The following is a 14,780-nucleotide window of genomic DNA, read 5'->3' as shown; positions in this document are numbered from 1 at the left end:
GAGATGCTCCTATCCTGATGCAAATAGCAAAGCCCGATCCCTGTTATCTCGGAATCGGGCTTTTGCTGAACCGGGATACACACAATTCCCAGTGCTATATAATGAAGTGCTTATTTAGTCGAAGCTTTAACGCCCAGTGTCACGATTTCGTGAGACTTAACCGGCAGCGTGAAGCTGTTCTGATCATCAAAGCTTTGAACCGTTCCCTCTACTTCCAGGATGGAGCTCTTATAAACGCCCTCGGATGGCAGAGAAGATTTCAGCTTCAGCTCTGTATCCGCGTCTCCCATATTGAACCAACGCAGCATCAGATCCCCGGTCTTCGGATTCACTTTCATGGAAGAGAACGCAAGTTCATCATGGCTCCATTCAAGCGGTGCAGAAGTCGAGGTAACAGCTCCCGCGTGGACACCAGTCTGTGCAGCCGTCCATGGGATTTGGAACTGGTAAGCCTCGGCGTATGCGCCTGACTTCATGCCGTCGCCCTGATGCGGAATGACCTCCATACGTACGGTATGAACGCCGATGCACTGAGCTTCAGGTGTAGGGAAATACCCCCAATCACCGAGCTCGCCTACGCAGCGAAGCAATGTAACAGCGATGGTATTCCGGCCGTCACGTAGAACTTCATATTCATTCAGGCCTTGGTTCGCTAACATCAATCCTGCAGATGCCGTCGCAACGTCAACGAATGCTTGCTGGTGAGCCGTATAACTTGGGTTCTCCCATTCAGCAGCAGGTTCGTTAGCACGTGTTGCCACTTCAAACATGGAATCTACATGATGGGACGATGTCTCCAGATCGGTCGGGAACAATGCACGAACACGATGATCCTTCGCCTGATTATCCATCGTCGCTTCGATCTCTACGCCTTTGCCGCTGCGGTTCAGACTGACCACGGTGCGAATGCGAAGTTCCACCATTTCACTCGATCTTTGCGCTTTGCGGTTCGGATAATAGATGAGCTCATGCTGCTCTTCGTCCAGCTTGCTGTCCGCCATAGCCGGGATGGACCAATTATGAACGATTTCAATGGATGCACGATATGGTGTATCCTCCAGCACGGAGATTTGGGCAGTTAGGCCTTTAGTGGTCAATGCCGTTTCGCCATCCGGCTGCTTGTACATATATTCGTTACCGATATCTCCGGTATCTTCATAGACACCCAGATCGCGGTATACTTGTCCGTTCTTTTTATCTGTCAAGGAGAAGGAACCGTCTACTTCGATCTCTACCTTGATCAGCTCATTCTCCATCACATTAGCCTTAGTGATTAAGGATTCTGCCTTGGCAGGCTTCACTTCGCTCTTCACCCAAGCATAGGTTGTTAAGCCCATTGCAGGAATATCACTTGCCTCGAAAGTCAGTTTCACGCGGCGGGACATATACGGCTGGCGGAAACGATCATCCGGGAGATCATACCCGAACTGAAGTCCCAAATCCTCTACGGTGCAGGCAATAGCTTCACCTTGAGCATTGACCAGCACACGGCCGCTCAAATCGACTTCCTTCATTCGGCGGCTGGTCTCCTCTAAAGAGTACCCTTCCCGGAAATAAAGCCGCTTCGCATCCAGCTCGATGCTGACTGTTCCGCTGCGGGTCCATCCGGTCGTATTAAACACGACCAGCGGCAGCGGATCCGATCCCCACTCTTTGAAACCGCTCGTATCTACTGCATCTGCGATTACGCAAACGCTGTCGTCTACGATATTTTCCGCTACGTGAGCACTTTTCTCAAAGCGAGTGACCATCTCACGGTGAACCTCGTCCACGCTGCAGCCGCAGATGCTGTCATGCGGATGATTCTGCATCAGCGTCTTCCATGCGTAGGTGAACAGATGATGCGGATATTCCTTGCCCAGCAGGCTGGCATAGGATGCCAGAGGCTCAGCCACTTTTTCCAGCAGGGTTTGTCCGTGCTGATTCATCTGCTTCAGGTATACTCGTGCCGAGGCCGTGTTCACAAGCGTTCCCCAACCGTCTGTACGCTGGCTGCGCAGCTCTCCTTTGACAGAGGATAGATCCTGCGGCAGCTTCTCACGGACGGCTTTCAGGTAATCATCAAAGTTCGAATGGATAAATTCCGTATCCGGATACAGCTTCTTCGCTGTACGAATGCCTTCCGGAAGATCGGTCTGTATCGGCTGATGGTCACACCCGTTCATATAGAGCAGCTCTGGTGTGGAAGCATATTTCTCGGCATCCGCCAGCTTGCGGTCCCAGAATGCTTTTGCCTCCGCTTCATCAACGGGAACCTCGTTACCGTTACTGTACCAGTTGGCAAACAGGATGCCCAGCACCTTCGAGCCGTCCGGACCTTCCCACATCAGCTCTGAGAATGAGGATTCATAGCCGCTGTCGGAGACGGTATTGTTAAAGCCTGTTGGCTTTACACCCCGGCCGAAGAAGGCATTATCAATGCCGGACTGAAGCATCAGCTGCGGAATCTGGCCTGTAAGTCCAAACGTATCTGGGAAATATCCGATTTTGGCAACCGTTCCATACCGCTCTGCATCCTGGTGCCCGATCTGCATATTTCTTACGTTGGCCTCACTGCTTGTCAGGAAAGCATCCTGCAGAATGTACCAAGGACCGATAATGATGCGTCCACCTTTGATCAACTTCTCAAGCTGTTCTTTTTTCTCCGGTCTCACCTGCAAATAATCCTCAATAATAATAGTCTGACCATCAAGGAAAAAGCTGCGGTATTCCGAGTCCTTCTCCATAGTCTCAAGCAAGCTGTCCATGAGCTCGATCAGTCTTACATGATGTTTTTCATACGGTAGATACCATTCGCGGTCCCAGTGAGTATGAGAGATAATATGTGCTTTTCTGGATTGATCCATCTCTACGTTGTCCCCCTTATGTTAGCCTTTTGCTGCGATGATTTCGACCTCATCCGGACGGTACACGGACAACAGGCTGCCACTCCCATCAACTGCGAACAGAACCGAGCGGTCCGCTTCTAGCACGAATGAATACGTACAGCCCGTCGCTGTATCCTTCACTTCGATGTTTGTATCCCATGATTGCTCCGAGCTGAATACGAAGAGCGCTCCTTCTTCAAAAGTGACCTTGCGACCATACACGCCGGAAAGTTCTCCGCCCTGATTCCACTCCAGCCCCGTATCAGCAGTGGAAAGCTCCAATGCATATCGGTACAAAGCAGAAATGGTATCGATCCGGTCATTCAGTTCAACAGGAAGCGGACTCCACAGAAGTCGACCAGCTCCCAGCTTCACGTCCACAACGGAGTCGCCGGCGACATCGGCCGGTTTCGCCCCGCTGCCTGTCGGAATTTCTTTGCTTAGCTCGGCAATCTTCCGATGACCGTAGGACGCTGAGAAAGTAAGATCTCCGATACGCACGCTTTCTTCCCGGCGCACATTCGCCAGCTTCCGCTCACCCAATTGCTCCGATAACCGATCTACCTGATGCCAGTAGGCATCTATCGAAATAGGGCCCGTAAGCAGCAGGGTAGCTCCTGTCTCCTTCACGATCTCAATCAGTTCGGCAAATGCCTGGTCATCCACATTGTGTGCGCTTGGCAGAATGATGAATTTCACCGGATTGCTGCGCAGCGAGCTTAAATCGTACTCACCTACAGCACGGAATGGCACATTGAGCTCATAAGCAAGTGCACGCGTTGCCTTGGTCGTTGCTTCAAAAGCAAGCTTCCGGTTAGAGAAATCGTTCGAATAAGGGAAGATCACCGCAGTCTCTTCCAGCTTCCGCCCTTTGAATATGTCCCGGATTTCTTCCATAAATGTGCCAAAATCATAGGACACATCCGCTTCCGGCTTCTCTGTACCGTCAGCGCGTACCGCTCCGATATGTGATTCATTGGCATTATCCATGTAGAAGTTCGTATTCCAGATCCAATGAATCGCTCCGGCTCCCCCTGTAGAGAAGGCATACGCATATTTGCGTTCCAGCAGATTCCGCAGCTCGGCTTCGCTTCGTTTCGCCCGGCCATCCGGTGTCTCCACGTACATGATGCCCGTTTCCTGAATCAGGTTCGGTTTATCCGGTGTTTTGGCAAATATGCCGTCCCAGATCAAGTAGTCGTTTAACCACCAGGAATGAACCGTCGTATAGTCTACCGCTTCAGCATAGAAGAACGGAGATGGACGCTGTGCGCCAAGCGCCTCATCCTGTCCAACAGTAACCATATGATCCGGGCATACCTGTTTGATATCATCATATAATTCCTTGGCCCAGCGGTTATGCATATCCATGGAGAACAGTACATAATCGAGCCACTGAGCCCCTTTTTTTCCTTGGTGCATATCTTGAACGTCAAAATTTATAGCTTGCGGATCTGGAGGAAGGGCGGCCTCAAAGCTCGGCAGCTGATCGGCTGTCATATTCCAGCGCTCCTGCAGAAGCTCAATCGAGCCGTGACGTTTCTTCAGCCAGTCAATATAAGCCTGTTTCTCATATGGATCCTTCGACGAGCGCGGGCCATCCGAGAAAATCTGCGGCGGATCGAACATAGACGGCTCGTTAATCAGATCCCAGTCCACATTCTTCGTGTCTTTATGTCTCGTTATGATAGAACGTATGAAACGCTTCTGTGCTTCCACGCTTCGCGGATCGAGGTAAGGATTCTGACCTTCCCAAGTCTCCGGCGTAAAGGAGAAGAAAGTAAACGTTACCTGAAGATCATGCTTCTTCGCTGTTAACAGGAAAGCGTCAATCGAACGCAGAACCTCTTCGGAAGCATGCCCGTCCACCTGCATGATATTGCGGTATGCCGTCCAGATACCAGTGCGGATCCAGTTAATGCCTGCATTCCGCATTTGCTCCATATCACGATCCCATACATCCGTGTTCGGAAGGAACAGGAATTTGCGCGCGACATCAGACGTCATATATGTCATGCCGACAACCGGCAGCGGACGTCCATCCTTGATGAAGTAATCCCGGTTACAGGTTACCGGAGTTCCTGATTGCAGAAGCTGCGGATCAGCGCCCCAGAACCCTTGTCTCAGCGTGCGGATTTCTCCATCCGGACCTTCAGCTTCACATACCACACGATAAGCTCCCGGCTTGATATCCAGCTCTACCGGGATGCGCTGCACATGAAACTGCCCGCTCACATCCACCGCTACGGTATGATCCCATGATAAAGATTCATCCTGATCATGCTTCACACTGATACGGAATGTCCAGCTTTGTGGTTCATGCTCTGGCCGCTTTCCTCCAAGATATTGGGACTGCAAGGTGAGGATGGCACGCTCGCCGGACTCGTAAGTTGCATAATTCGGTTTAATCCACAGCTCTGTAATGCCTTTGGAGCAGAAAGCTGCCCAGCGGTGTACTTCTTCTGCTCCATCCTGTTCCCAGAAAGAGGCGGAGAGAGGCTGATTCACGAACAGCCAGCGCCCTCCCAAGAAAGGACCGCCAACATTCTCCCACAGAACAACGGGAGCCGCGACTTCTCTCCCATTCGCTGTTCTGCCCTTGAGGAGTGGATAAATCCGGGTATCCATCGGACCCGCAGAACCCATCTGGTGCGGTAGATCACTGCTTTTGGTGACATGAGGAACCAGGTTCCACGTATCACGAATGGATAACCGCTCACGGCTGCTCTCCAGAAGCGGAATAACATCGCTTGCAATCATATGATCTACACGCCCGCTGTCTACTGGCAGTACTTCATGAATGTGGAGCTGCTGGTGGTAGGCCGTCTGTTCATGTTCCACCACCCAAGCGCCTTCCTCCATTCGGACAGGGCGTTTGAAGGGAGCACCGCCCACACTTACCAGGCCGCCCCCTCTCTTTAGAAAATCAAGGATCGAGCCCCAGGCTGATTTAGGGAAGTAAGGCGCATGCAGATTGACGAAACTTGCGGCTTGTCCTCCTGCTGATTCCAGGGCTTCAGCCAGATTATCTGCATTGCATACCACATCGAATGCCCGCAGAACATCAGCATTCACCGGCAAGCCGGCAGCTTCCGCTGCCGGAAAGGACGGGTCGTAAAATGCAATCAGACGCCCGCTCATAGTATCCCTGCTTTCATAGCTTGATACACCAGTTGCGAGAAGAGACTGTTCGACCATGCAAACCAGGACCGCGTGAACACTTTTGGATCGTCGGCATGAAATCCTTCATGCATAAATCCGGTATCAGCATCGGTCGCTTCCAGAAGCGCGATCATCTCCAGCTTCTCTTCGGCCGTCTGAGCCGTAATTCCCTGCATCGACAAAGCCATATGCCAGATATAATCCGGCGGCGTATGCGGACTGCCGATCCCTTTAGCAACGGCACCCTCATAGTAGAAAGGATTTTCTTTGCTCAGTGCAAATCGTCTGGTGTTCTGATAGATTGGATCGTCTGCAGAGCAGTATCCCAGATAAGGAATGGACATGAGTCCTGGTGTACCTGCATCATCCATCAAGCAGTAATTTCCGAAACCGTCAGTTTCATAAGCGTAGATCGGTCCAAACTCAGGATGGCGGTAGATTCCGTACAGCTGAATCCCGTGATCCACATCTGCTTCAAGGCGCTTCAGCTCATCCAGCAGCTTCATATCACGGAATACCCATTCTGCGAATTCCTGCATATGACGCAGGGCAACTACAGCGAACATATTGCCTGGAATATTGTAATGGAAATCGCAGGCATCGTCGCTTGAACGGAAGCCGGACCAGATCATGCCCGTATAGTTGATCGGCATGCCGAGTCCATTGTTACGCAAAGAATCAGTAGGAATTCCGTTATCCCGTGTGAAGCGGTATGGCGATTTCTCGAAATGATGCTGTTCCGTTTTAAACAGCTCGATGATTTTGATCATCGCTGCTTTGAAGTTCGCATCGAACACATCGGTAAGGCCTGTTTCCTTCCAGTACAGGTAAGCCAAGCGAACGGAGAAGCAAAGCGAATCGATCTCGAATTTGCGCTCCCATACCCACGGAGACATGTCCGTTTCGTCAGTCGTGTTCCAGTGCCAGTCGTTTGCCGATTCATTGAAAGCGTTGGCGTAAGGATCAATAAGAATATATTGAAAATGGCGTTTGATCAACCCGCTAATAATCCGCTGAAGCTGGGAGTCATCCTTGGCAAACGGAATGTAATGAATCACCTGTTCTACCGAATCACGCAGCCACATGGCTGGAATATCGCCGGTAATCACAAATGTCGTGCCGTCCTCCATCAATTTTGTTGTCGTTTCCAGTGTGTTTGGGAAACAGTTCTTGAACAGCTGAAGCAGCTTGGGACGATGTGCCAGCTTCTCTTCAGCCTCTTGCAAAACTGCCTGAATGGATTGCGGCAGTTCTAGCTCCGGCATTGGGATTTTGGGGAGTCTGAATTGTTCCATGGTTGTTCTGGCTCCTTTGACTAAGTAAGTTGTGTAGTTAGTTTGATGGTTTTAATCTCATACGGCAAAAATTGAAAGCTTAACCTTCCTTCATCCGTATCCAGTTGCTCGAGTTCTTCTTCCAATGCGTTGGAGAGATAAACTCTTTCACAAGAATAAGGCCAACTCAAGGTCGCTTCATCTCTGCCCCCAGCAGACTCATACATCCGAAGGATATATCCTGAGCCATCCTCTGCTGGCTTAACGGTATCCAGTATAACATGCTGGCTCTCGAATGGGATAACGGAATGGACGGAAGGTAAAGATCCCTTTTTCGGACTTGTCCTAACGTATGGCAGCTCATGATTCAGCTCGGCAGCTTTACGAACGATTGCAGCACTTCTCCAGTCTCCTAGATGGGGATATAGAGAGTACGTGAACTCATGCTCTCCCAAGTCTGCCGTGATATCAGGCCACTTTGGCGCGCGCAGCAGAGACAATCGAATCGTGCTGTCCTGGATGTCATATCCGTACTTACAATCGTTGATAAGACTGACACCGTAATCATGCTCCGACACATCCGCGAAGCGATGTCCGCAAACCTCATATTGCGCCTGCTCCCAGCTTGTATTGCGATGAGTCGGTCTCTCAATCGTACCGAATGGGATTTCATAGGTTGCCTTGTCAGCAACGACGCCGATAGGAAATCCGACTTTCAGCAGTTTATGTGATTCATTCCAGCTGACATGCGTCTTGAAGTCGATTCGCCGGTCATCATGATACAGAATCATATCCTGTGTGATCTCCGAGTTATGCAATCGCCAACGAAAACGCAGGACGTCCTGTACGTCTCCCGCAAGTAGGAGCTTCTTCTCGATCAGCTCCGCTTCGCCGGCCGCTTGCTCTTCATACCGGGTATCAATGTCCCATGCATCCCACAGTGTCGGGCGGTCATGGAAAAAGTGAAAACGGTTCCCGGCTTCACCTGGCTTGATCACTTCCCGGCTAGCCTCTTTATCCCAGAGGCTGACGATCTCGCCGCGATCATTAAAGCTGATCTTGTAGACATCCGTCTCCCAGGTGTCTTTGAGCACCGCAGCGGAATCCTTCGCCGCTCTTTCCTTTCCTGCCAGCTGCTTAAACCAGATGGTCTTATATCCAAAAGCCGGAATGCTCCGAACGAGCACACTTATGCGGTGCGGTGCTTCCTCGCTTGCTGCGGATTGGATATCGTACTGCAGCAACGCTCCATCCGAATCATAAGGAGCAAGCCCCTGTTCGGCTTCAATCGAAATGACGGCATCTCTATCCCATCCAAGACCATTAAAAATGACATACGGAATGCCTTCCCCTTCTGTATCGGCCTGGTCCGCCAATACCTGAAGTCCATCATCAAGGCAATGATTTCCATTTCGGAAGACCTCTGTGTATTCCTTCTCGGATGTGATGTAAGACTCCGTAATCGCAGAGCCTGGAATGATATCGTGAAACTGGTTCAGCAGGATCAGCTTCCAACCATCCTGCAGTCGGTTGACAATCTCTTGCTTCTTCTCGTTGTCCATGGATGGGAATGCCACGGAGTTCCATAGCTCTGCTTCCCGGTACAGAATTTCCGCTTTCCGGTTATGGCGCTTGTTCCGGGCATGCGTCGTATACGTACCGCGATGAAGCTCAAGGTATAAATCCCCTCTCCACTTAGGCAGCTTCGGCTTGGCATCTTCGATCCCGTTGAAAAAATCAGCAGCCGTGCTATACTTGCTGGCCGGTTGTCCGACCATCAGCTCGGAACGGTCAATGTATTCGAGCATTTCCCGGGTTACACCTCCTCCGCCGTCACCATGCCCATACAACAGCATCTGCTCCGGATGGACGGCTCTTTGACGGTAGGACTGCCAATGGTCGTGAACGTCTTTAGGCAGTGTGTTCTCATTCACGCCGTGGTTCAGATAAGATAACATCGGCGTCCCGTCAATTCCGACCCAATGGAACAGGTCATACGGGAACACACTCGTATCGTTCCAGCCAAGCTTGGTTGTCATGAAATAACGAATGCCGCCATGCTTTAAGATCTGGGGCAGCGATGCACAATATCCGAATGTATCCGGCAGCCATTCGATATGAGACGTCAAACCGAACTCTTCGAGATAGAAGTGCTGCCCGTACAGCATTTGACGCATCAGGGACTCCCCGCTCGGAATGTTCAAGTCCGGTTCGACCCACATCCCGCCGACCAGCTCCCAGCGTCCTTCCTTAATTCTGCACTTCACTCTCTCGTACAGCTCAGGGTCATGATCCTTCAGGAATTGGTACAGTAAAGGCTGGCTCTGCGCGTACTTGAAATCGGGATATTCATTCATCAGTGCATCCATGGTTGAGAAGTTTTTCGCACTGTTTCCCGGACAGGCCATAACCAGGCGATATCAATATGCGACTGGCCCACCATATGCTCGGTGCCTTCGGCATGGCCGCCAATGGCAGTAACCGTCTGTTTGAGCTCCTGCTCAATTTCGGTTATGCTAACACCATCCCGGATGGCGGCGTCATCCAGGCTGACAAAGTGGTCCATCGCCTGATACAGCGCCTCCATTAAGCGGACGCGCTGCATATCGCTGTCCTGCAGCAGGATAAGTGAATCCCGAATTACGGTTGCTGTATACATCAGGCTCTGGACTGGTTTGTTCACCTGGACCAGCATACTTTGTATGCGGGTAATCGGGGGCTGAATGACAGCCTGCTGATTCAACGGGTCCACCGGTTCTGGAATCGGATCATACAGTTCGATTTCCAGCTCCATGTTCATGCCGGTCCGCTTCGGGTCGAGCGTAACGATGGTATGGTTACGATCCAAACCTTGATAAGACGCACCGTTAATGCGAAGCAGTCCTTCGCCCCCGGAATGGAACACGAGTCCAATCACTCTATCTGCCCACTTCACAGGGATTTCAAGATTCAGCCGTAAGAAATAGGTTGTCCCCTGCGTGCTTGGGAACCTGTTGAAGTCATACCCCTCAGTATATGGAGCCGTATGTTCATACACACCGGGAACCACGTAGGTGGTCCGGGTAATGTCCCACTCTCTAAGCTCCATTGACTCAAGCCACTGCCGCTCCGACAGTTCGCGTATAAAACGTCGAATGCGTTCCATTCATTAACCCTCCTGTACAGTCAGATCTGTACTTAACGTATCGTTCACATGTCTGCCTATCATAAGTCGGAACAATCCGGGCTCAACCACCTGTTTGTAACCTTGTCCAATGTATTGAAGCTGTTCGGGGCCGACCGTGAACTCTACCTTACGGCATTCTCCAGGCTGAAGAAGAATTTTGCGGAATCCTTTTAGCTCCCGGGCCGGTCTCGTAAATCGGCTGGTAACATCACTCACATAGAATTGCACCACCTCGGCACCTTCACGGTCGCCGGTATTCGTAACATTTATGGAGACAACGGCTGTTTCGCCTGCTCGGATCACTTCTTTTGTAACTTGCATATCCGAATAACTGAACTCGGTGTAGCTAAGCCCATATCCGAACGGATAACGAGGCTGAGCATCCTCTTCGAGATAACGCTTACCGCGCGACCGCTTGCCGTTGTAGTAAACGGGAAGCTGTCCGACATGTTTCGGTATCGATATCGTCAGCTTACCGGACGGATTCACATCGCCGAACAAAATGTCCGCTACCGCATGTCCGCCCTCTTGACCCGGATACCATGCTTCTAGGATGGCGTCGGCATGCTCGTCGATCCAAGGCTCCGCAATTGGCCGCCCGTTGATATACACAACGATCATCCGTTTGCCAACCTTATGAATCTCCTTGGCCAATTCCAACTGAACGCCGGATAACTGCAGCGTCATCCGGTCAATGCCTTCCCCGCAATCCATGTCACTCATGGCATCGTCCGTGACCTTCGAAGCCCCTGTGCGCAAATCGATCGTGTCTTCCCCAAAGTCACGGGCGCTGGAACCGCCAAGTACCAGAACAACGGTATCGGCTTGGCCTGCACAGTCTAGCGCAAACTCGAAGCCCTCCCTGGAATCATCCTTGATGCGGCAGCCCGGAGCGTATAATACGCGCTCCGCTTCATCTCCCAGCTTCGCGCGGATTCCGCCGAGCACGGTGGTCACGGCTGCCGGCGGCTGAGGCGATGTATAGTCGCCAAGCTGATTATAACCTTGATCGGCATTAGGACCGATGACGGCAATCACGCCGCTTTTCTTGGACAACGGCAGTGCCTTAGCTTCATTCTTCAGAAGAACGATGCCTTCCGCCGCAAGCTGTCTGGCAAGTTCGATATGCTGCTCGCTGCCGATCACTTTCTCGGCTACTTGCGGATCCACATAAGGATTCTCGAACAGTCCAAGCTTGAATTTCAAGGTCAATACACGACGAACAGCTTCATCCAATACGGCGACTTCCAGTTTGTTCTGCTCGATAGCGCTTAGAAGATGCTTGCTGAACATCTCGCCCGACATCTCCATATCAATCCCTGCGCGAATGGCCTGAACAGCAGCGTCCTGTCCATCTTCCGCGGTATCATGACCGCTGGCCAGCATGTCGATCGCACCGCAATCGGTAATCACCATGCCGTCAAAGCCCCACTCCTTACGCAGAATACCATCAAGCAGCTCCGTATTTACAGTGCATGGCACGCCGTCGATCTCGTTGTAAGCAGGCATAATCGACGCAGCTCCTGCCTCCACCGCCTTCTTGAATGGCAGCATGTCCACTTCCATCAATTCACGGGTGCCCATATGTACAGGGCCCGCATTCCGTCCGCCTTCTGAGCTGCCGTAACCGACAAAATGCTTCAGTGTTGCTGCTACGCTGCTCGGGCTATTCAGTGACTCTCCCTGAAGCCCCTCAACCGATGCAACCGCATACTCACTGATCAGATAAGGATCTTCACCGAAGCATTCCTCGGTTCTCCCCCATCTCGGATCGCGTACGACATCAAGTACAGGCGAATAGGTAACTGCACCGCCTTGGCTGCGCGTTTCCAGCGCTACGGCGCGGCACATATCGCGGTATAAGTCCACATTCCATGTGCTCCCGATGGACAGCGGCACAGGAAAGACCGTACCGCCGATCGCCATATGACCATGTGAGCACTCCTCGCCGATCAGGATCGGAATACCGAGACGCGACTCTTCCACAGCGTACCGCTGAATGTGATTAACGGCTTCTGCTCCTTTATGTGGAGAAAGACCGGTCTCAAGTGTGACACCGGTCCATGGATCGGCGCGAAGGGTCCCGTATAGGGATCCAACGCCGCCGTCTTTTACTTGCTTTTTAAATGAATCTGTAAGTGTAATCTGGCCTTCATTCACTTCGTAAGTCATCCAGCCGAACGGCTGTACCAGCTGTCCGACTTTCTCCTTCAAGTTCATCAGGCCAAGAAGATGTTCTACTCTCTCCGAGATGGGTTTACTGGAATCTTTATAAGTCATCTCATACCCTCCGGTATTGAAGTCATTATTCTTTAACCGCACCAATCGTTAAACCTTGAATGAAATAGCGTTGGAAGAACGGATACGCCAGAATAATCGGCCCGGTTGCCAGAACGACCATCGCCATCCGTGAAGTGTCCTGCGGCATGCTCTGCAGAGCAGTCATGCTAAGGGATGAATTCTGGGAATTCTGCAGGATGAACTGCATGCTGGTCTCAATACGCATAAGCATCGATTGAAGCGGAACCAGATTCGGATCATCAATGTAGAGCAATGCGTTAAACCAGTCGTTCCAATATCCCAAGGTGCTGAACAATCCAATGGTTGCCAGACCCGGCAACGAAAGAGGCAGTACCAGCTTGTAGAAAATCTTAAACTCGCTCGCACCGTCGATTTTACCAGATTCAATGATAGCATCCGGAACGCTGGTGCTGTAGAACGTACGAAGAATCATAATGTAAAAGGCGTTCAGCGCAAGCGGCAGGATCAAGGCCCAGATCGAATCTTTCAGATGAAGCAGCTGTGTAGCTACGATATAGGTTGGCACTAGACCGCCGTTGAACAGCATCGTAAAGAATGCAAAGAAAGCAAAAAAGTTACGATATCTGAAACCTTTGCGAGAAATCGCATAGGCATAAAGCGATATAATAAACAAGCTGATCAGCGTCCCCACTACGGTTACAAAGATCGTAACTCCATAGGAACGGAGAAGTGTGTCCCCTGTTTGAAATACATATTTATAGGCTTCCAGGCTCCATTTTTCAGGCCAGATTTGATATCCGTTGCGGGCAAGGGCGCCCTCATCTGTAAATGATATGATCATAACGAATAAAAACGGAAACACACACAGGAACGAGAAAATACCGGCAATCAGGTTAAACACTACATTCCATCCAGATGAAAGCTGATGGAAATCCTTCATCTTGCTCTTAGATTTGAACACATCATATACCCCCTTCTTGCTAGATTAGAACAAAGCGTTCTCCTTGTCGTACTTACGAACGATGTAGTTCGATACCATAACCAGAATAAATCCAACCACCGACTGATAAAGTCCTGCAGCAGTACTCATACCAATCTCACCTGTTGTCTTCAGACCGCGATATACATAGGTATCAATAACATTCGTTACAGAATACAAGGTTCCCGAATCCCTTGGCACTTGATAGAAGAGACCAAAGTCCGCGTAGAAAATTTTACCGATCGCAAGCAGGGTCAAAATGGTCATTAGCGGTTTCAACATCGGAAGCGTGATGGCTTTGATCTGCTGCCATTTATTCGCTCCGTCAATCATCGCTGCCTCGTAGAGGGATTTGTCGATCCCCATGATCGCCGCCAAGTAAACGACACTGTTATAACCTACAGACTTCCACAAGCTGATTAGCGTCAGGAATATCGGCCAATACTTGGCTTCGGAGTACCACTGTACCGGCTCCATGCCGAACCAGCCCAGGATCTGGTTTAACATTCCTTTATCCATGCTCAGGAAACTGAATGCGAAATACCCTACAATAACCCATGACAAGAAGTAAGGTAAAAACATACCGGTTTGATAAACCTTCGCCAATTTCTTGTTCACAATTTCCGACAATACGATAGCTAACGCTACGGATAGAACAAGACCCAGAATGATAAACACAAAGTTATACAGTACTGTGTTGCGCGTAATGATGTATGCATCGTTGGTACTAAACAGGAATTTAAAGTTTTGAAGACCTACCCATTTACTATTAACGATACTTGCCCAGAAGCCGTCACGGCTGAAACGATATTCTTTAAATGCAATAATAGTCCCGAACATGGGCAAATATGAGAATAAGAGAAACCACAGGGTTCCCGGCAAAACCATGAACAACATGGCCTTATTCGTCATAAGATTTTTGAAAAACTGTCCGATTGCTCTCATGCTTACCCCTCCTCGTGATGTGCACGGAATGAACAAAAGAAGGGCGGTGAACATCCGCCGCCCCGTCCTTGTTCATGCTTTGGCGGCATCTCGCACACTAAGTACGAACGCGAGACAGACCGCTT

General features: G+C 50.6%; 6 protein-coding genes and 1 pseudogene. All 7 read right to left on the bottom strand.

The window, feature by feature from the left end:
- Positions 1-110 precede the first annotated feature (110 nt).
- The 7 genes and pseudogenes from AM231_RS04490 to AM231_RS04460 all read right to left on the bottom strand — a co-directional run bounded on the left by AM231_RS04490 (position 111) and on the right by AM231_RS04460 (position 14,655).
- Positions 111-2,846 carry an alpha-mannosidase gene (locus AM231_RS04490; protein WP_054401482.1) on the bottom strand — a complete coding sequence of 912 codons (2,736 nt, stop codon included), beginning with the start codon at positions 2,844-2,846 and terminating at the stop codon, positions 111-113.
- Positions 2,847-2,867: 21 nt separating this feature from the next.
- Complete coding sequence (locus AM231_RS04485; protein WP_054401481.1) at positions 2,868-6,008, bottom strand: beta-galactosidase; 3,141 nt, start codon at positions 6,006-6,008, stop codon at positions 2,868-2,870.
- Positions 6,005-7,324, bottom strand: a complete 1,320-nt coding sequence (locus tag AM231_RS04480; protein WP_054401480.1) for a glycoside hydrolase family 125 protein — start codon at positions 7,322-7,324, stop codon at positions 6,005-6,007. Before AM231_RS04480 ends, AM231_RS04485 begins: the two co-directional genes overlap by 4 nt.
- A gap of 20 nt (positions 7,325-7,344) precedes the next feature.
- Positions 7,345-10,448, bottom strand: a pseudogene (locus AM231_RS04475) (alpha-mannosidase).
- A 3-nt stretch (positions 10,449-10,451) separates the two neighbouring features.
- Complete coding sequence (locus AM231_RS04470; protein WP_054401479.1) at positions 10,452-12,749, bottom strand: glycoside hydrolase family 3 N-terminal domain-containing protein; 2,298 nt, start codon at positions 12,747-12,749, stop codon at positions 10,452-10,454.
- 25 nt (positions 12,750-12,774) lie between these two features.
- The gene (locus tag AM231_RS04465) at positions 12,775-13,671 is read right to left on the bottom strand and encodes a carbohydrate ABC transporter permease (protein ID WP_053493944.1); all 897 of its coding nucleotides are present in this window, start codon (positions 13,669-13,671) and stop codon (positions 12,775-12,777) included.
- A 45-nt stretch (positions 13,672-13,716) separates the two neighbouring features.
- Positions 13,717-14,655 (bottom strand): ABC transporter permease, encoded by a 939-nt coding sequence (locus tag AM231_RS04460; protein ID WP_054401478.1) that lies wholly within the window; start codon positions 14,653-14,655, stop codon positions 13,717-13,719.
- Positions 14,656-14,780 lie beyond the last annotated feature (125 nt).

This window comes from Paenibacillus solani (assembly GCF_001277345.1).
In the GTDB taxonomy this organism is placed as follows: Bacteria; Bacillota; Bacilli; order Paenibacillales; family Paenibacillaceae; genus Paenibacillus_AQ; species Paenibacillus_AQ solani.
Note: the sequence above shows the minus strand (reverse complement) of the source record. Positions and strands in the feature narration are given on the sequence as shown.

Bases quoted from the DNA above. Each gene is read 5' to 3' on its own strand.
- AM231_RS04490 (WP_054401482.1), bottom strand. From the start codon at position 2,846: ATGGATCAATCCAGAAAAGCACATATTATCTCTCATACTCACTGGGAC.
- AM231_RS04485 (WP_054401481.1), bottom strand. From the start codon at position 6,008: ATGAGCGGGCGTCTGATTGCATTTTACGACCCGTCCTTTCCGGCAGCG.
- AM231_RS04480 (WP_054401480.1), bottom strand. From the start codon at position 7,324: ATGGAACAATTCAGACTCCCCAAAATCCCAATGCCGGAGCTAGAACTG.
- AM231_RS04470 (WP_054401479.1), bottom strand. From the start codon at position 12,749: ATGACTTATAAAGATTCCAGTAAACCCATCTCGGAGAGAGTAGAACAT.
- AM231_RS04465 (WP_053493944.1), bottom strand. From the start codon at position 13,671: ATGAAGGATTTCCATCAGCTTTCATCTGGATGGAATGTAGTGTTTAAC.
- AM231_RS04460 (WP_054401478.1), bottom strand. From the start codon at position 14,655: ATGAGAGCAATCGGACAGTTTTTCAAAAATCTTATGACGAATAAGGCC.